The sequence below is a fragment of the Rhodobacterales bacterium HKCCA1288 genome (assembly GCA_015693905.1).
Classification (GTDB): Bacteria; Pseudomonadota; Alphaproteobacteria; order Rhodobacterales; family Rhodobacteraceae; genus M30B80.
The window spans coordinates 471,146-489,474 of sequence record CP065161.1; the positions used below are offsets into that span (position 1 = coordinate 471,146).

An 18,329-nucleotide genomic window follows, 5' to 3' on the forward strand; every position below is an offset into this window, starting at 1 on the left:
AGGGACAGGTTTCATGCACAACACCGTTTCTTACGCAAAACCTGTGGCGCGGCTCTGCGGTGTCAGCCTCATCGCTTTGGCCCTTTTGACGGGTTGTGAGCGCGAGCCGATCTTGCAAGGTGAACGGTTCGGGACACGCGTGCCTTTGGCGCAAACCCTGCCAAGCGAGGATGGGGTGGATGCCACCGCTGAGGCGGCAGATGCGGCCCTCGTGCCTTTCACGCAACCAACAGCGCAACGTTTGACGGATTGGCCATTGCGCGGTGCGAATGCCGCGAATGCGATCCCTGCGCTTGGGTTTTCGCAATCGGCAAGCCTGTTGTGGTCAACGGATATTGGCCAAGGCAATGGCAGACGCACCCGACTGACCGCTGACCCGATTTTCACAAATGGCGCGATTGTTACGCTTGATAGTGATGCAGGGCTTCAGGCGACCTCGCCCGAGGGAGCCGTGATTTGGCGCACTGATTTGACCCCTGCAAGCGAACGCGATGGCGGTGTCTCTGGCGGCGGGATTGGCGCCGCAGGGGATCAGATTTTTGCAACCACTGGCTATGGTGAATTGCTGGCCATTGATGCCGCAAGCGGTGCTATTTCATGGCGTCAACGTCTTGGGGCAACGCTTGGCGCACCAACGGTGGCGGGCGGCGTTGTTTATGTGACGGGCCGTGATGATCAGGCCTATGCCGTGGATGCGGCCACGGGGCGTGTGCGGTGGGAAATCCCCGCAACTGGGGCCGCTGCGGTCTTGTCAGGCAGCCCATCCCCTGCGCTGACCTCGCGCTTGGTCGTGTTTCCCTTTGGCTCGGGCGAGTTGACAGGCGTGCTGCGCCAATCGGGCGTGCGGGTTTGGTCGGGTGCCATCGCGGGTGAGCGGATCGGTGTGGCTTATAATTATATCAACGATATCACCTCTGACCCCGTTGTGGTGGGGGGCAGGCTTTATGCGGGCAATCTGTCTGGCCGCGTTGTCGCGATCGATGCGGGATCAGGCGAGCGTCTTTGGACAGCGACAGAAGGGGCCTATTCGGGTCTGATCGTTGCAGGAAATTCCGTGTTTTTCGTATCTGACCGCAATGCGTTGATCCGTCTTGATCAAGCGACTGGTGAGATGATTTGGGAAACCGAATTGCCCCTTTACGAGGCCCGCCGCGAGCGCCGCCGCAAGGCCGTATTTACCTATTACGGGCCGATTTTGGCGGGAGGTCATTTGATCTTGGCTACGGGCGATGGGGAAATTCTGCGTTTTGACCCTGAGACAGGTGCCGCGCTTGATGGCAACCTTACCCTGCGCGGCGGGGCGGCAAGCCAACCCATCGTTGTCAATGATACGCTTTATGTGGTCAGCGCAGATGGTCGCCTGCATGCCTATCGCTGAGCCGTTAAGCCTGTTTTAACCATAGTCTGATAGACCTTCCCCGTCATTAACCGCAGAGCAGGGAGGGAGCGCCCATGCTTTCGGTTCGGGCGATTTCACACCAGATCCTAAGCCATGAGGGCGGCTTTTCCGATGATCCCGATGATCCGGGCGGCCCCACAAATTTTGGCATCACCTTGGCCGCCCTGCGAAATGCAGGGCGCGATTTGGATGGCGATGGTGACATCGACCGCGAGGATATCCTGCGCCTGACGCGCGCTATTGCCATCGAAATTTTCGAAGAAGATTACTATCGCGCCCCGCGCATATATTTGCTGCCTGAGGCGTTGCAGCCTGTCGTTTACGATATGCAGGTGAATGCGGGGGCGCAGGCAATCATTTTGCTGCAACGCCTGCTGCGCGATATGGGGTTTGATATCGCGGTTGATGGGGTGATTGGCCCCATCACCGCACGGGCCGCAGAGGCCGCGAGCAGCCGCAATGAGCGCGCGTTGATTGATGCCTATGCCATTGCGCGGCGCAATTTCTATTACAGCTTGGGGGAGAGACGCCCCAGTTTGCGGAAATTTGCGCGCAAGCGCGATGGCGGAAAGGGCGGTTGGATCACGCGGGCAGAAACCTTCTTGTCGCCCAAATATCATTTAAGCGCGGCAGAGCATCACGAAAGGGTTAAATCATGGCGGTGATTGGGGCGCTTGGCGGGCTAACGGCCCTTGGCCAGACTGCTGAAAATATATCCGAGGTCTTTGCCGGCAATGCGGCTGCGCGCGAGGCCGCAGATGCAGAATTTCGCGCAGAAATCTTGCGCAGCTACGCGGCCGAATTCACCCATAGTGGCAGCACGGGGTTTGACCGCGCGATTAATGGGCTAAACCGCCTGCCGCGTCCTTTGATGGCGCTGTCGGTCATTGGCCTATTCGCCTTCGCCATGATCGACCCTGCGGCTTTTGCCGCGCGCATGACGGGTTTGGCGGCCATCCCCGAGCCGCTTTGGTGGCTTTTGGGGGCGGTGGTGAGTTTCTATTTCGGCGCGCGCGAAATGTATTATGCCCGCATACCCGACACACCGCCGCAAAGATCAGCACGCCGATGGTGGCCATTTGGCCAAAGGGGCAGCCACGAAAATCCCGCGCTTGAGGAATGGCGCGCCGATTAAGGCGCGCGCATCACCTTCGCCTCTGGGTCAAACAGGGGCTGGGGCAGGGGCGTGGCCTTTAGGGCATGGCCCAAAACCTCGATTGTGAAACCATCCGCCTGATCGGCATATTCCTTCGGCACATATCCCATCGCAACCGATGTCGCGCTGGCATGGGCATAGCCGCCAGATGTAACCCAACCGATGGTTTTCCCCTGAAAATCAATTGGCTCATCCCCGATCACATCGGCATCATGTGCGTCAATCGCGAAACTCATTAGGCGTAAAGCTCCGCCCGTCTCCCGCTCGGCCAAGGCTGCGGCTTTGCCGATAAAATCAGCGGGTTTGTTATAAGCCACAAACCGATCAAGACGGGCCTCAAGCGGGCCATAGACGGGGCGATATTCGCGCGCCCATCCACCAAAGTTCTTTTCCAAACGCAAAGAATTGAGCGCACGCAGACCGATAGGACGCAGCCCGTGATCCGCCCCAACGCGCAACAAGGCCTCAAAAATTTGGCGCTGGAATTCTGGGCGCATCCAAATCTCATAGCCCAAATCACCCGTAAAGCTGACCCGCCCGACATAGGCGGGGGCCATGGACACATCCATTTTCGCAAAATCCATGAAGCGCATCTTCGCCATGTCAGGGGCAATTTGCGCAAGGATGTCGCGCGCTTTTGGCCCTGCAATATGCAGCCCGCAAAGACCTAAACCGATCACCTCAATGGTGACCTCTTCGGTGCTCAATTTTTGGGCCTCGAACCAACGGGCGTAGAAATTTTCAGCCATGCCAGAGCCAAACAGCATATAAGTCTCAGGATCTAGGCAGGCGCAGGTGAGATCGCCTTGCAGCTTGCCATTTTCCTTTAACATTGGCGCCAACGTCATCCGACCAGGTTTGGGCAAGGCACAGGCCAAAACGCGGTCAAGAAACGCGCCTGCATCCGCGCCCGCGATCCGAAATTTCGAATAGCCCGAGATTTCCAACAGGCCCGCAGCCTCGCGCAGGTTGCGCGCCTCGGCCCCAACATGGTCAAAATCACTTGAGCGCCGCCATGAGAATTGATCCCGCACACCTTCGGGCGCGAACCAAAGCGGCACTTCAAGCCCCCAAGATTCACCCATCTGCGCGCCAAGCCCGACCATGCGATCATAAATTGGCGTGGTCTTATGGGGGCGGGCGGCCTGCAATTCCTCATTCGGGAATTTGATGGAGAACCGCCGCGAATAGTTTTCTTGCACTTTCGGGTTGGTGTAGCTGAGGGTCGTCCAATCGCCATAGCGCGCGACATCCATCGCCCATACGTCAAAGCCAGGATCCCCTTGGGTGATCCAATTGGCCAGCGCCAGACCGACACCGCCCCCTTGGCTGAAGCCCGCCATAACCCCGCAGGCTGACCACATCCCCTCGAGCCCGCGAATAGGCCCGATCAGCGGGTTGCCATCGGGGGCAAAGGTGAAGGGGCCATTGATGATTTGTTTGATGCCCGCATTCGCAAAGGCGGGGAAATGTTCAAACCCCACCTCAAGGCTTGGCGCGATGCGGTCAATATCGGGTTGCAGTAACTCATGCCCGAATTCCCAGGGCGTGTTGCGGGTCGACCATGGAACACAGGCCTTCTCATAGGTGCCCATAAGCATCCCGCCACGTTCTTGGCGCAAATACAGCTCGCCATCGAAATCGACCGCATGGATCACTTCGCGGCCCGTTTTTGCATTGATCTCGGCCACTTCGGGCATGTCTTCGGTGATGAGATACATATGCTCCATCGCCAAGATGGGCAGTTCAAGGCCAACCATACGCCCCACTTCGCGCGCCCAAAGCCCGCCTGCATTCACCACATGCTCGCAGGCGATATCGCCCTTGTCGGTTTGCACGATCCAACCGCCCTCGCGCGCGCGCAGGATGCCCGTCACCATGCGGTGGGTCTGATAGCTCGCCCCAAGAATTTTGGCGGATTTGGCATAGGCATAGGTCACACCAGAAGGGTCAAGATGGCCATCGACAACGGTGCGCAAAGCGCCCGTAAACTGCCGCGGATCAAGAAGCGGCATCAGCTCATGCGCCTCTTCGGGGGTGATTACTTCGGCTTCAATACCCTGATAGCGCCCTTTGGCAGAGATGGATTTCAACCAATCAAACCGCTCAGGCGTGGAGGCCAACATCACCCCACCTGTCATGTGAAAGCCTGTGGCCTGACCTGACAGCTCTTCAATTTCTTTATAAAGATCAATCGTGTATTTCTGAAGCTTGGCAACATTTGGATCACCGTTGATGGTGTGGCACCCGCCCGCTGCGTGCCATGTGCTGCCCGAGGTCAGTTCAGACCGTTCGATCAAAAGGCTATCTGTCCAACCCGCTTTGGCGAGGTGGTAGAGAACGGATGCCCCCACAACACCACCCCCGATAATCACGACCCGCGCTGTTTCAGACATCCATACCTCCCGTTGAGATGATCTTTACCTTGCACCAAACCTAGACCGCCAAATGGCGGCTGAGGTGCTTAAATTCGACCAAATTGGGGGGGCAAATGCCGCGAATAGGCTAAATCGCGGGGCGCTAGAAATCAGGCGGCCAGTTCAACCCAAACCGGCACGTGATCTGATGGCTTTTCACGCGCGCGGATTTCACGATCTATTCCAACATCTTGCAAAAGATCAGCCGCGTAGGGGCACAGCAAAATGTGATCAATGCGGATCCCATCATTGCGGTTCCACGCCCCCGCTTGGTAATCCCAGAACGAATAATTGTCGCCACCTTGCACCCGTGCGCGAAACGCATCCGTCAGACCAAGGTTCACGATTTTGCGAAACGCCTCGCGGCTGGTTTGACGCGCCAATGCATCCTCACGCCATGCATCGGGGCGGGCGGCATCTTCGTCTTGGGGGATGATATTGTAATCCCCCGCAAACAAAACGGGGGTTTCTTCCGCCAAAAGTTCGGCAACACGCGCCTGCATCCGCGCCATCCACGCCAATTTATACTCATATTTCGGGCCAGGGCAGGGATTGCCATTGGGCAGATAAAGCCCGCAAATCCGCAGCGCCTTTTGACCGACCACTGTGGCCTCGATCCAACGTGCCTGCTCATCCTCCGCGTCACCGGGCAGGCCGCAGATCACATCTTCGAGCGGGTATTTTGATAAAATCGCCACGCCGTTGAAACTTTTTTGACCATGGGTTTCCACGTTATAGCCCCGCTCCTCAAAAATCTCGCGGGGGAAGGCCTCGTCAACCGATTTGATCTCTTGCAATAGCGCCACGTCAGGGGCCGCCTCATCCAACCATTGCGGCAGGGCATCAATGCGGGCTTTGATCCCATTGATGTTGAATGTGGCTATTTTCATAAGCGCAGGCCTTTTTAATCAATGGGTTAAAGAGAAAAGCTAATCCCGCAGCCGCAGGATGACGCGGCATTTGGATTGTCGATAACAAAGCGCGCGCCGATCAATTCTTCGGAAAAATCAATCACGGCATTGGCCAAAAACGGCAGCGAGGTTCCGTCAACCACAACCTTTTGGCCTGCATCCTCCAAGATCAGATCACCCTCGGCGGGATCATCAAGCCGAATATCATATTGAAAGCCAGAACACCCGCCCCCCTCAACGGCCACGCGCAGCGCCTTCGGGGCGGGTGTATCTGCGTTAATCTCAGCCAGACGCGCAAAGGCGCGAGGGGTTACTTTGGGGGGTAGGTTCAAATCCATCGCCATCTCGTTTGGGCAAAAATTGCTGTGATTGCGGGCTGTTAGAACAGTGTGTTTTCCAATATAAGACCGCCAAATTGAAACGGCAAGGATAGGGATCATGCGCGCAAACTATGCCTGCACTCCGAGCGACAGTCGCGGCAGGCTCTACCCCGAGGCGGAAAGTGGGCACAGATCTTGCTTTCAGCGCGACCGTGACCGCATCATCCATGCCTCTAGTTTTCGCCGCCTCAAGCATAAGACTCAAGTTTTTGTCGAGCATGAGGGCGATTATTTTCGCACCCGTCTGACCCATTCGATCGAGGTCGCGCAAGTGGCCCGCACGATGGCCCGCGCCCTTGGGGCGAACGAGGATTTGACCGAGGCGATTGCGCTGGCCCATGATCTGGGCCACACGCCCTTTGGCCATACGGGCGAGGATGCGCTTTGCGATTTGATGGCCCCCTATGGCGGGTTCGATCATAATGCGCAGGCCATTCGCATCGTCACCAATCTCGAGCGCCATTATGCCGATTTTGACGGGCTAAACCTGACATGGGAAAGCCTTGAGGGGATTGCGAAACATAACGGGCCTGTAGCCGCCCCATATCCTTGGGCCTTGGCCGATTATAATGCGCGCCATGATCTAGAATTGACCACCTATGCCAGCCTTGAGGCGCAGATTGCTGCAATTGCGGATGATATCGCCTATAATCACCATGATCTGCATGACGGGCTGCGGGCAGGGCTATTTGAGGTGGCCGATATTATGGCGCTGCCCCTTGTGGGCCCGTGTTTTGGCGAGGTGGATACGGCCTATCCCGATATTGACCCAACCCGCCGCAGGCACGAGGCGCTGCGCCGCTTTTTCGGGGTATTGGTTGAGGATGTGATTGCCTATGCCACCACGGCCCTCGGCGCGCTTGATCCTGCTTCGCCGCAAGATATCCGCCATGCAGGGCGCGCAATGGTGCGGTTTTCGGATCAGGTTTTTGCTGATCTCAAAGAGGTGCGCGCGTTTTTGTTCACCCGCATGTATCGTGCGCCGCGGGTGGTCGAGACACGCGCAATCGTCACGGATGTCGTGAATGATTTATTCCCGCATATGATGGCCCACCCTGACCAACTGCCCCGCCAATGGCAGGCCGAAGTGCGCGCAGCACAAGATGACACCACGCTTGCGCGCTTGGTTTGTGATTATATCGCGGGCATGACGGATCGGTTCGCACTGCAAACCCATCGGCGGATCTTCAACCGTGACTTGGGTCTGGGGGCCGTCTTCTAAGGGCCTTGTGGCATTGACCTTGCCCTGCAACCTGATAGAGCAGGGCGCAAGACAATCAGGATGATAAAACATGATGCTTTTTGCCGATATTCGCGCCTTGGTGATTGACGCTTTGGGTCAGATGGAGGCTGCAGGCACGTTGCCCGCAGGGCTTGATTTCGCCAATGTCGCGGTTGAACCCCCGCGCGATGCCGCTCATGGCGATATGGCAACGAATGCGGCCATGGTTCTGGCAAAACCTGCAGGGCTAAAGCCACGTGATATCGCCGATGCATTGGCCCCGATCCTGATGGCCGACCCGCGGATTGAGACCGCCGATGTGGCGGGGCCAGGCTTTCTGAACCTTCGCCTTTCTGCGCAGACATGGCGCGAGATGCTGCGCGGCATTGCGCAGGCGCGCGGTGCCTATGGCCGCGTCAATATCGGGCAGGGGCGCAAGGTGAATATCGAATATGTGTCGGCCAACCCGACAGGGCCCTTGCATGTGGGGCATACGCGCGGCGCGGTCTTCGGCGATGCTTTGGCCAGCCTGTTGGATTACGCAGGATATGACGTGACGCGCGAATATTACATCAATGATGGCGGGGCGCAGGTCGATGTTTTGGCGCGTTCTGTGTATTTGCGCTATCTCGAGGCGCATGGTCAGGCTGTGTCCTTTGAGGATGGCACCTATCCAGGCGATTACCTAATCGAGGTGGGTCAGGCCCTGAAATCTGAGGTTGGGGATGCGTATCTTGGTCGCCCCGAGGGGGAATGGCTTGCCCCCGTGCGTGAGTTCGCCATCGCGTCCATGATGCAGCTGATCGAGGCTGATCTCGACAGTCTTGGCGTGAAAATGGATCACTTCTTTAGTGAAAAATCCCTCTATGGCACGGGGCGGATTGAAGCCGCGATTGAAGACCTTAAGGGTAAGGGCCTGATTTATCGCGGTGTGTTAGAGCCACCAAAGGGCAAAACCCCAGAGGATTGGGAGCCGCGCGAACAAACCTTGTTCAAATCGACCGAGCATGGCGATGATGTGGATCGCCCGATTATGAAATCGGATGGCGCATGGACATATTTTGCCCCTGACATCGCCTATCATTATGACAAGGTCACGCGTGGCTATGATGAATTGATTGACGTCTTTGGCGCCGATCATGGCGGCTATGTCAAACGGATGAAGGCCGCCGTGGCGGCGCTGTCCGAAAACAAGGTGCCGCTTGATATTAAGCTGACGCAATTGGTGCGCCTCTTCAAAGGCGGCGAGCCGTTTAAGATGTCAAAACGCGCAGGCACTTTCGTCATGCTGTCTGATGTGGTCGAGGCGGTCGGGCGCGATGTCACGCGCTTTATCATGCTAACCCGCAAGAACGATGCGCCTTTGGATTTTGATATCGACAAGGTTTTAGAGCAATCCAAAGATAACCCCGTGTTCTATGTTCAATACGCCCATGCCCGCATTCAATCGGTGCTGCGCAAGGCGGGTGAATTGGGCATCGCGATAGATCACAAAAATCTGGACGCGATCAACGATCCTGCTGAATTCGCGCTGGTGGCGAAACTCGCGGAATGGCCGCGTGTGGTCGAGATCGCGGCACAATCGCACGAGCCGCATCGCATTGCGTTTTTCCTCTATGATCTGGCCGCTGAATTCCACGCACTGTGGAATAAGGGCAATGCCGCACCCCATCTGCGCTTTTTGCAAGAAGATGATTTGGCCACGACTTCGGCAAAATTGGCCCTTATTGATGCAGTAGCCGTTGTTATTTCCAACGGTCTTGGTATCTTAGGGGTAACACCTGCGGATAAAATGTAAGGCGATAAACGTCTTCAGCTTCCGCAGGCCAGAGGCAGAGCAGGATAGTGCCGTGACATAAGCCCATAAAACAAAGGGCATCACGGCGGAAAAGGGCAGGCATGGCGGCTTATGAAAAAGAACCTCCCGCGCAAAGACCGTTTCAGCGCATAGCGAACTCTGCGCAGGCCAGACGCCCTGTCGGGGGGATGGCGGTTGATCCGGCGCGTCTTTTTGCCAACCCGCCGCAAAGATTTGATCCCCCATCCGCGCGCGCGCCACAGATGCCGCAAGCGGGGTGGGATCCTCTCAGCGCCACAGCCGAGCCCGACCTTCAGGCCTCCGCCGATCAGATCACCGCGAGCCTTGCCGAGGTCGAACGCACGCAGTCTGTGCGCAAGCTCGGCCTTGGGGTCATGGGGCTGATGTCGGTCGCCATGGTGGCGCTTGGGGCGTATTGGGGATATGAGGCGCTGAAACGGCAAACCCTTGGTGTGCCTGTGATTGCCGCACCATCCGAGCCGTTTCGCGTGCCGCCGGATGATCCGGGCGGGGTTGAGGCGGATCACATGGGCCTTGCCGTGAATGAGATCGCCGCAGGGCGTGAGGCGGGGCCTGCAGCCGCGCAAATCATCCTCGCGCCGCCGCCTGTTGATTTGATCGAGGATATAACCCTTTTGGTGACGCCTGAGGCTGAAATGCCCCAAGCCGCGCCTGAATTGGACATTATCGCGCCTGACAGTTTTGACTTGATCGGGCCGCCTGCGCGGCCTGTCGCGGATGTGCCGCAGGCGACCGAAGATTTGATCACCGCCCTTTTAGCAGAGGCTTTGGGGGAAAGCCCGAATGCGTCTCAGCCTGATCTTGCGCCTGAGGTCGACAGAATTCCTGCCTCTGTCGCGGGCGTGGCTGTATCACTTATTCCAACGCCGCGACCCTTTACGATGGATCTGAGCCTTGCGCAGGCGCCCAGTGATGCAAGCCGTGATGACGTCATTGAAATTGATCCTTCAACCCTTGCCGCGGGGGACATGGTTGTGCAGCTTGGCGCCTTTGACAGCCCCGATGCGGCGCGGCGTGAATGGGATCGGCTTGCGGCGCAATATGATGGTTTTTTCGAAGGGCGTGGCCGCGTGATTATGGCGGCCAGTTCGGGCGGTCAGGAATTCTTCCGTCTGCGTGTCGCGGGGTTTGACGGGGTGGATGATGCACGCCGTTTCTGCACGGCGCTCTTGGCATTGGGTCAGGCCTGTATCCCTGCGACCATTCGGTGAGGGGGCAGGGCTATGTCTATCCCTTATTCTGCCACAATCCTTGGCTTGAAGGGCCTAAGTTTGTCGGCGGATGAGGCGCAGTTTTTTCGCGCGGCCAACCCTTGGGGATTTATTCTTTTTGCGCGCAACATTGATACCCCCGACCAACTGCGGGCCTTAACCGATAGCTTGCGCGATTGTGTTGGGTGGGATGCGCCCATTTTGATTGACCAAGAGGGCGGGCGTGTGCAGCGCATGGGGCCACCGCATTGGCGGCACTGGACACCGCCCCTTGATATGATCGCAGGCCGTGATCCGCACTCGGCTGCGCGCGCCTTATATTTGCGCGCGGCCTATATCGGGCTTGAGATGCGTGCCGTGGGGCTTGACGTTAATTGCGCGCCTTTGGCGGATGTCGCGCGGCCTGAAACTCATGCGGTGTTAAAAAATCGCCTTTACGGGTTTGCGCCTGACACAGTTGCAACCTTTGCCCGTGCCTATGCACAAGGGTTGATGGATGCGGGCGTGGCCCCGATTTTGAAACATCTGCCCGGATATGGTCTTGGTCAGGTGGATAGCCATCTCAGCTGCCCCCGTGTCAGTGCCGCGCCCAGTGAATTGAAGGCGGTTGATTTCGCGGCCTTTCGGCCCCTGATTGATCTGCCAATGGGGATGAGCGCGCATATCATATATGAGGCAGTTGACCCCGACCTGCCTGCAACCCTGTCGCCTGTGCTGATGCGGATGATCCGCGAGGATATTGGGTATCAAGGGTTGATGATGACCGATGATATCTCGATGGGGGCGCTTGGGGGCAGTTTGGCAGAACGCAGCACACAGGCCCGCGCAGCGGGCTGTGATGTGATTTTGCATTGCAATGGCAAGCTGCCCGAAATGGAGGAGGTCGTTGCCCATTCTGGACAGTTGGACGGGATCGCGGCAAAACGCGCGCAGGCGGCACTTTTGGCCCGCAAATCCGCGACATCGCTTGACTTATATGCGATAGATGCCGAACTTCGCAGCCTAAGCGAAAAAGGCCCAGTATGAGCGATACACCTGCGCTGCCCCCTGAGGCGGCAAATGACAATCTTCTCGCCGATCCCGGTGAATGGGATAGCGTGGCCGAACGCCGCGCGGCCGAGGCGTTGATTGTTGATGTCGATGGGTTTGAAGGGCCGCTTGACCTATTGCTGACATTGTCGCGCACGCAAAAGGTGGATTTGCGCAAAATATCGGTGTTGCGATTGGCCGAACAATATTTGGCCTTCGTGGAAGAAGCGCGCAAATTACGGATTGAATTGGCAGCGGATTACTTGGTTATGGCCGCGTGGTTGGCCTATCTCAAATCGCGCCTCTTATTGCCGCCTGATCCCGAAGAAGAGGGCCCGTCAGGCGAAGAATTGGCGGCGCATTTGGCCTTCCAGTTGGAGCGATTAAGCGCCATGCGTGAATGCGCGGCCAAGTTGATGGCGCGGGATCGTTTGGGACGGGATCGTTTCGTGCGTGGCATTCCCGAGACCGTTACCCATGCCCGCAAGGTCAAATATACCGCAAACCTTCTTGATTTGATGCAAGGTTATGCCCGGATTAGAACCCGTGATGATTTTCGCCCCTTTGTCATGGATCGCGACAGCGTCTTTACAATGGAGCAAGCCCTAGAGCGGATGCGCGGTCTGATCGGATATGCGGGCGAGTGGACGGATATCTTGACCTATCTGCCCGATGGGTGGGGCATGGATCCGAAAAAACGCCGCTCTGCCACTGCGGCCACATTTGCGGCGAGTTTGGAATTGGTAAAGGCGGGAAAATTGGTCATTCGCCAAGCGGAAACATTCGCGCCAATTGAAGTGAAACGAAGGGATGATGAAAGATGAGCGGCGTGGCGGATACACCTGAAACTTCACCCGAAACACCTGCTGAAGCACCCTCAAACACGCCTGAGAAGAGCCTGTTTCAAGCGCCCCCTTTGGCGGAACAGGAACGCATGATTGAGGCCTTGCTTTTTGCCAGTGCCGAGCCTGTCTCAATCCGCGAGATGGAAGCACGTCTTCCGCATGGTTGTGATCCTGCTGAAGCCTTGCAACTGCTGCGCCGCCGCTATGAGGGGCGCGGTGTGAATGTGGTCAAAGTGGGTGACGCATGGGCGATGCGCACCAGTGCTGATCTGGGCTTTCTGATGAGCCGCGAAACGGTCGAGACACGGAAACTGTCGCGCGCGGCAATCGAAACCTTGGCAATCGTGGCCTATCATCAACCTGTGACACGCGCCGAGATTGAAGAAATCCGCGGCGTGTCGGTCAATCGGGGCACGATTGATCAATTGATTGAAATGGAATGGATCAAATTTGGCCGCCGCAAGATGACGCCGGGCCGGCCCGTCACATTCGTGGTGACGCCTGCGTTTTTGGATCATTTCGGTTTGGAATCTGCCCGCGATTTGCCGGGCGTGAAGGAATTGCGCGATGCGGGGCTGCTCGACAATCGCCCACGCGGCTTGAACCTGTCCGAGGAGGGCGCAGAAGCCCCAGAGGAGGAGGAGGGCGGTCTTCCCTTTGATATGGATGACGCAGATGAGGATGGCGCCTTGTTCGAGGATGACGCGCCCTGATTTTGCCCCAATACGCTGGTATTATCTCACATGGCCCGCGGTCTGCGGGTCTTGTTTTAGGGGCCGCGATTGAGGGTGAGATGAGCAACCTTATTTCAGCACTGATCCGTATGGTGATAAGGCGGATGGTTTGGCGTGGGGTGAATAAAGCAACCGACCATGTCGCGCGGCGGGGCGCGCGCGGTGATCCTGCACAGGCCCGTGCGACTGAGCGCCGTCTGCGCCAGACTACCGGTCTTATGCGGCGGTTCATGCGGTTCTGAATAAAAAAGGCGCAAGCATTGCTTGCGCCTTTTCTGTTCGATTTCTGCTGCTTAGCAGGAGAAATACATCTTGTATTCCACAGGGTGTGGGGTGTGTTCGAAGGCATAGACCTCCTGCCACTTAAGCGCGGCATAGGCATCGATTTGATCCTTCGTGAACACATCGCCTTTGAGCAGGAAGTCGTGATCTTTTTCCAGCTCTTCCAATGCCTCGCGCAAGGATGCGCAAACAGTTGGGATTTCGGCCAATTCTTCTGGGGGCAGATCATACAGATCTTTGTCAGAAGGCTCACCTGGGTGGATTTTGTTCTGAATGCCGTCCAGACCTGCCATCAACAAGGCCGAGAAGGCCAAGTAGGGGTTTGCGGATGGATCAGGGAAGCGGGCCTCAACGCGCTTGGCTTTGGGGCTTTCTGTCCATGGAATACGCACGCAGCCCGAACGGTTCCGTGCAGAATAAGCGCGCAGAACGGGGGCTTCGAAGCCGGGGATCAGACGCTTATAGCTGTTGGTGGATGGGTTTGTGAACGCGTTCAACGCTTTGGCGTGCTTGAGGATGCCGCCGATGAAGTAAAGCGCCTCATCTGACAGATCCGCGTATTTGTCGCCTGCAAACAAGGGCTTGCCATCTTTCCAGATCGACATGTTCACATGCATCCCCGTGCCGTTATCGCCTGCCATAGGCTTGGGCATGAAGGTGGCTGTTTTGCCATAGGCATGGGCCACGTTCTGGATGATGTATTTATATTTCAGGATGTTGTCGCCCTGTTCGGTCAATGTCCCGAAAATCAGGCCCAATTCATGCTGACAGGTCGCCACTTCGTGGTGATGCTTGTCCACTTTCATCCCGATGGATTTCATGGTCGACAGCATTTCAGAGCGCAGGTCTTGGGCTTCGTCAATTGGGTTCACAGGGAAGTAGCCGCCCTTGTGGCCCGCGCGATGGCCCATATTGCCCATCTCGAACTCAGCATCGGTGTTCCATGCGGCTGCGACCGCGTCAATTTCGTAACCCACTTTGTTTGGGGCGACCGAGTAGCGCACATCATCGAAGATGAAGAATTCGGCTTCTGGGCCGAAATAGGCCACATCGCCAATCCCTGTGGATTTCAGATAGGCCTCTGCCTTAACGGCGGTGCCGCGTGGGTCACGCTCGTAAGGCTCGCCCGTGTCGGGCTCGACCACGTTACAATGCACGCACAGGGTTTTCTCTGCGTAGAACGGATCAATATAAGCGCTGTCTGTGTCTGCCATCAATTTCATGTCGGAGGCTTCGATGCCTTTCCAACCAGAAATGGAGGAGCCGTCAAACATGAAGCCCTCATCGAGGAAATCTTCATCAACCAGATCAGACATCACGGTAACGTGCTGGATCTTGCCGCGCGGGTCTGTGAAACGAATATCGACATATGCGATGTCTTCGTCTTTGATCAGTTTAAGAACCTTGTCTTTGCTCATCGTGACCTTCCCTTACATTTTGGTCTTTGGGGAGTGAGATAGGGCCAAAGAGACCCTGGCTATTTTGGCCTCATGCCTTAGAGCGCGTCTTCACCAGACTCGCCTGTGCGGATGCGGATTGCTTGCTCGATGGTGGAGACGAAAATCTTACCGTCCCCAATCTTATCGGTCTTCGCCGCGTCAATGATCGCCTCAATCGCGCCATCGACCATATCATCGGAAAGAACAACTTCGATTTTCACCTTGGGCAAGAAATCAACCACATATTCCGCGCCGCGATAAAGCTCTGTATGACCTTTTTGACGGCCAAACCCTTTGACTTCGGTCACCGACAAACCTTGAATGCCGATTTCCTGAAGCGCTTCTTTTACTTCATCAAGCTTGAATGGTTTGATGATCGCTTCGATTTTTTTCATGTGGCCCTCGCCTTCCTGCGTGCATTGCGCCTTTCTGACACCATGTTGTGCGGGGCGGGGCAATCTGATTGCCCGCTCGCGCTGCTCTCTCTCAAGGGAAATTTAGAGACTTGCAACATATTTGTGCGCTGCGCACAAAATTTAATCAGTTTGAAAACTGTGACTTTAGGCTGCGGCCTGATCGACTGAACGGGCCGCCTGTAGGATCAGCCCATTGGCAAAAATCTGGACATCGCGCGCAAAATGCAAGGCCAACAAGCGCGCCTGTGGCAGATTGCGATACCTAACGCGCCGCTGCCCGATGAAATCCCGCGCAAAGGCCATGTCACCTTGGCGCGTTTTCAACAATTGACTGGGAAAGAGATCACAAGGCTGCGTCTGGTCAGAGCCAAGCGCATAGGCCTCAAGATGCACCACGCGCAGGGGGTGGGCGAGATGCACAGGCATCATTGCCTGAAGGGGCAGGGCGCCAATACTGGTGATGACACGATCCCCCACATAGAGATGTTCTGCGGGCAAGGCCCCCTCAAGGGTGAGAATGGGCAAATTTGCCATAATGAGCTGCGTCTCTAGAGCGGGCTTTGCGTCAATTGGGCTTTGCACCAAATCGCGCAACCCCATAAGCATCGCAGGGCTAACGGGAATTGTCATTTGTTTTGCTCGCATTTGACGCGGGTCTTTGCCCGCTTTTGCCTCTGTGGGGAGGTAACATCAGAAATAAGGCGAAATTGTGGCGCAGCCTTTGGTGCGGGGCGATGCGGCCTTTGAGAAATTGCAAAAAGGGTAATTTTCCCCCTCGCACTCCGCAAAGGCCTCTGCTAAGGACAGCTCCGTTGCGGGTGTGGCGAAATTGGTAGACGCACCAGATTTAGGTTCTGGCGCCGCAAGGCGTGGGGGTTCAAGTCCCTCCACCCGCACCAAATCATGATAAATTTATGCGCTTTGACAATATTGGCGCAGCTCACTTTGGCCAAAGGCCACCCAAAGCGCGCAAGTAGCGCTTGTGCCGTGGGAAGCCCCAGATAAACAAACCTGAAAATCCAAAAATAATCAGGGCCCAAGCGGTTATATCCGCTAAAATTGTGCCAAAGCGTGTATCGACCCAACCCAGATTGTGGAAGGTTGATAAAAATCGACCCCAATAGATTTTGCGATGCAATCGGGTGCCATCAGGCGCAAAGGTTGTGCGGGTGAGACGGGTTTTGTGGTAGAAATGCCCTGTATCAGCGGCGACAATCACCTGTGCCCGTTCACCTAAAAACTGATAACCACGAAAGCCATGATAGGTGGTTTGTTTGGCATCTGTGATAACAAGATCGGGAAAGTGATCTTCCACCAAGGCCAGCGCCTGCGCCGCTGATAGCGGTGCGTCAAGCATGGCTTCGGAGAGGGCGGTCTCGTCATATTCACCCGAGGGCAGGATATTTAACACCGCTTGTTGGTGATTGAAATAAAACCCCGAAAACCCAAACAAGATGATCCACGGCAAAATCAGCAATCCAAGCCAACTGTGTAGAGTTCGGATGAAGCGAAAAACGCGCATTGGATTTACCCCTCTAGGGTTTCAGAGTGAAAATTCGTCAGCGATTTCGAGATTGAAAAGGTTTTGATCCGCGCCAAGAGTTGCGTCAGAGGAACTGGCGCAGGGGTCGGGGTCAGCTCGACAATTTCATCGGGGAAAAAAGCGAAGCCTGCAGGCGCGATGTCAAAAGCATCCCGCCGTGAATAGGCGATGGATTTGCCCGCGATGAAGCGCTGCCCAAGATCAGTGTCGAGTTTGGGCAGGGGGCGGCGCATCCTGAGCGGCAGACCAAGACAAATGAAGCGATTTTTGCTGCGATCCCAGAGCAGGAGATCATCCGCGAATATGCGATCCCCGCGATAGGCGTGGTGAAAGGATAGGGTGGATTTACCAACGCCCTTTTTGCCGAATGCGATTTGTGTTGCTCCCTTTGTCCCAAATGCGGCGCAATGCAAAAGCGTGGCATTTGAGGATTGCGCGGCACAGCAATAGGCAAGATCCAAACAAAGATAATTCAGCGCATCAATCGGGTCTGGGCTGTGGTTGATGATCATCTGGGTGCGACCCGAAATCTTAAGCACCGCATCACTCTTGGTCACAATGATGTCCAATCGTGGTGGATTTGTCGCCTCCACGATCTGCCAACCCGTAAGGCAGGTTTCAATTAACTGTAAGAAGGGGGCAGGGCAGCGCAAGTAAAGGCAAAAATCCCCGCCTTTGAGTTGCGCTGTCCTTATCGTGCCCCAGTCTAGTGTCACGGCAGATTATCTCCACTCGCCGCCGCGGATCTTGCAGAAACTTTCGGTGTGAAAGCGGCCTTCCGTTTCGACATTGACAACACGGCAGAGGCGGCGCCCATCTGTTCGCGTGGACACAATTTCAAAGCGTCCCGCGCCTGATGCGAGAGCCCCGCTATAGCCATCAAGTTGGCTGTCCAATGCACTATAAAGGTTAGGCGTGGCGCTGCGATTAAATGTCGTGGCGACACATGCCGACAAAAGTGCCACGCCTAGGATCAGAACAGCTGCCCTCATTGGAAATCCGCCAAGACATTGGCCAGATTATCCATCGAAACGGGTTCTAGCCCGTCATCATTTAGGGACTGGTCAATATTTTGCGTCTGTTGAAGGCGCAGAAGATCGTCATTGGACGAACTGCCGCTCAGCGTGTCATCAGGGCCAGAGGGGCTATTTGGCGATGAGCCGCCGTTTGAGCCATTGCTGCTGCTGCCCGATGTGCCGTTATCATCATTACCGCCGAAGCTACCTGATGAGCTGTTATCATCATTGCCGCCGAAGCTGCCTGACGAACTGCTGTCATTGCCGCCAGAACCGCCGCCGTCATTCGAACTTGCGCGGGCTTGGCCTGCAAGCATGGCGGTCATAGGCAAGGCTGCTGCGCCGCCCAAGAGAAGTTGTAAAGCTGTGCGTCTGATCATTTTGATACCTCGTAAATTGCGTGCCTCGCGGCAAATTGATAGGTATCGAGTTAGAACCCATATTGAATTTTGTCGTTAAACTTTAGTTCAATGGCGTCTAACTTGGGTT

Annotated in this window: 20 protein-coding genes and 1 tRNA gene; 11 read left to right on the forward strand and 10 right to left on the reverse strand. The window is 56.2% G+C overall.

All coding sequences use genetic code 11. From position 1 onward, the window contains the following. Window positions 1–13 precede the first annotated feature (13 nt). The 3 genes from I3V23_02330 to I3V23_02340 all read left to right on the forward strand — a co-directional run bounded on the left by I3V23_02330 (window position 14) and on the right by I3V23_02340 (window position 2,534). Window positions 14–1,378, forward strand: a complete 1,365-nt coding sequence (locus I3V23_02330; protein QPI85850.1) for a PQQ-like beta-propeller repeat protein — start codon at window positions 14–16, stop codon at window positions 1,376–1,378. 74 nt (window positions 1,379–1,452) lie between these two features. Continuing rightward, complete coding sequence (locus I3V23_02335; GenBank protein ID QPI85851.1) at window positions 1,453–2,064, forward strand: peptidoglycan-binding protein; 612 nt, start codon at window positions 1,453–1,455, stop codon at window positions 2,062–2,064. Next, window positions 2,055–2,534, forward strand: a complete 480-nt coding sequence (locus I3V23_02340) for a holin family protein (GenBank protein ID QPI85852.1) — start codon at window positions 2,055–2,057, stop codon at window positions 2,532–2,534. The genes I3V23_02335 and I3V23_02340 overlap by 10 nt, the downstream gene beginning before the upstream one ends. On the opposite strand, the gene I3V23_02345 is transcribed toward I3V23_02340, so the two are convergent. From I3V23_02345 to I3V23_02355, 3 genes are all read right to left on the reverse strand, one after another. Next, window positions 2,531–4,951, reverse strand: a complete 2,421-nt coding sequence (locus I3V23_02345) for an FAD-dependent oxidoreductase (GenBank protein QPI85853.1) — start codon at window positions 4,949–4,951, stop codon at window positions 2,531–2,533. The two genes, I3V23_02340 and I3V23_02345, sit on opposite strands and share 4 nt — an antisense overlap. Window positions 4,952–5,082: 131 nt before the next feature. Then, on the reverse strand, window positions 5,083–5,862 hold the full coding sequence (gene xth, locus I3V23_02350) for an exodeoxyribonuclease III (protein ID QPI85854.1): 780 nt from the start codon (window positions 5,860–5,862) through the stop codon (window positions 5,083–5,085). A gap of 26 nt (window positions 5,863–5,888) precedes the next feature. Then, on the reverse strand, window positions 5,889–6,227 hold the full coding sequence (locus I3V23_02355; GenBank protein ID QPI86650.1) for an iron-sulfur cluster assembly accessory protein: 339 nt from the start codon (window positions 6,225–6,227) through the stop codon (window positions 5,889–5,891). Between the two features lie 94 nt (window positions 6,228–6,321). On the opposite strand from I3V23_02355, the gene I3V23_02360 reads away from it, so the two are divergent. From I3V23_02360 to I3V23_02390, 7 genes are all read left to right on the forward strand, one after another. Further along, entirely contained in the window at window positions 6,322–7,485 is a 1,164-nt protein-coding gene (locus I3V23_02360) for a deoxyguanosinetriphosphate triphosphohydrolase (GenBank protein ID QPI85855.1), read from the forward strand. A gap of 70 nt (window positions 7,486–7,555) precedes the next feature. Then, window positions 7,556–9,283, forward strand: coding sequence for an arginine--tRNA ligase (locus I3V23_02365; GenBank protein ID QPI85856.1), 1,728 nt, complete (start codon window positions 7,556–7,558; stop codon window positions 9,281–9,283). Between the two features lie 188 nt (window positions 9,284–9,471). Further along, window positions 9,472–10,536, forward strand: coding sequence for an SPOR domain-containing protein (locus tag I3V23_02370; protein ID QPI85857.1), 1,065 nt, complete (start codon window positions 9,472–9,474; stop codon window positions 10,534–10,536). Between the two features lie 12 nt (window positions 10,537–10,548). Further along, window positions 10,549–11,562 carry a glycoside hydrolase family 3 protein gene (locus I3V23_02375; protein QPI85858.1) on the forward strand — a complete coding sequence of 338 codons (1,014 nt, stop codon included), beginning with the start codon at window positions 10,549–10,551 and terminating at the stop codon, window positions 11,560–11,562. Beyond that, the gene (locus I3V23_02380) at window positions 11,559–12,389 is read left to right on the forward strand and encodes a segregation/condensation protein A (protein QPI85859.1); all 831 of its coding nucleotides are present in this window, start codon (window positions 11,559–11,561) and stop codon (window positions 12,387–12,389) included. The genes I3V23_02375 and I3V23_02380 overlap by 4 nt, the downstream gene beginning before the upstream one ends. Then, window positions 12,386–13,123, forward strand: coding sequence for an SMC-Scp complex subunit ScpB (gene scpB, locus I3V23_02385; GenBank protein ID QPI85860.1), 738 nt, complete (start codon window positions 12,386–12,388; stop codon window positions 13,121–13,123). Before I3V23_02380 ends, scpB begins: the two co-directional genes overlap by 4 nt. An 80-nt stretch (window positions 13,124–13,203) precedes the next feature. Beyond that, window positions 13,204–13,386 (forward strand): hypothetical protein, encoded by a 183-nt coding sequence (locus I3V23_02390; GenBank protein QPI85861.1) that lies wholly within the window; start codon window positions 13,204–13,206, stop codon window positions 13,384–13,386. Window positions 13,387–13,437: 51 nt separating this feature from the next. On the opposite strand, the gene glnA is transcribed toward I3V23_02390, so the two are convergent. The 3 genes from glnA to I3V23_02405 all read right to left on the reverse strand — a co-directional run bounded on the left by glnA (window position 13,438) and on the right by I3V23_02405 (window position 15,911). Next, complete coding sequence (gene glnA / locus I3V23_02395; protein QPI85862.1) at window positions 13,438–14,844, reverse strand: type I glutamate--ammonia ligase; 1,407 nt, start codon at window positions 14,842–14,844, stop codon at window positions 13,438–13,440. 77 nt (window positions 14,845–14,921) lie between these two features. Continuing rightward, window positions 14,922–15,260, reverse strand: a complete 339-nt coding sequence (locus I3V23_02400; GenBank protein ID QPI85863.1) for a P-II family nitrogen regulator — start codon at window positions 15,258–15,260, stop codon at window positions 14,922–14,924. A gap of 165 nt (window positions 15,261–15,425) precedes the next feature. After that, complete coding sequence (locus I3V23_02405) at window positions 15,426–15,911, reverse strand: hypothetical protein (protein QPI85864.1); 486 nt, start codon at window positions 15,909–15,911, stop codon at window positions 15,426–15,428. A 184-nt stretch (window positions 15,912–16,095) separates the two neighbouring features. On the opposite strand from I3V23_02405, the gene I3V23_02410 reads away from it, so the two are divergent. After that, window positions 16,096–16,180 (forward strand) — tRNA-Leu (locus I3V23_02410). A gap of 41 nt (window positions 16,181–16,221) precedes the next feature. Here the strand turns inward: I3V23_02410 and I3V23_02415 are convergent. Genes I3V23_02415 through I3V23_02430 form a run of 4 tightly spaced genes read right to left on the reverse strand, consistent with a single transcriptional unit; the run spans window position 16,222 to window position 18,220 of the window. Then, window positions 16,222–16,803, reverse strand: coding sequence for a PepSY domain-containing protein (locus tag I3V23_02415; protein QPI85865.1), 582 nt, complete (start codon window positions 16,801–16,803; stop codon window positions 16,222–16,224). 5 nt (window positions 16,804–16,808) lie between these two features. Further along, window positions 16,809–17,540, reverse strand: a complete 732-nt coding sequence (locus tag I3V23_02420; GenBank protein QPI85866.1) for a hypothetical protein — start codon at window positions 17,538–17,540, stop codon at window positions 16,809–16,811. A 6-nt stretch (window positions 17,541–17,546) separates the two neighbouring features. Beyond that, complete coding sequence (locus I3V23_02425; protein ID QPI85867.1) at window positions 17,547–17,816, reverse strand: hypothetical protein; 270 nt, start codon at window positions 17,814–17,816, stop codon at window positions 17,547–17,549. Further along, on the reverse strand, window positions 17,813–18,220 hold the full coding sequence (locus I3V23_02430) for a hypothetical protein (GenBank protein ID QPI85868.1): 408 nt from the start codon (window positions 18,218–18,220) through the stop codon (window positions 17,813–17,815). Before I3V23_02430 ends, I3V23_02425 begins: the two co-directional genes overlap by 4 nt. Window positions 18,221–18,329 lie beyond the last annotated feature (109 nt).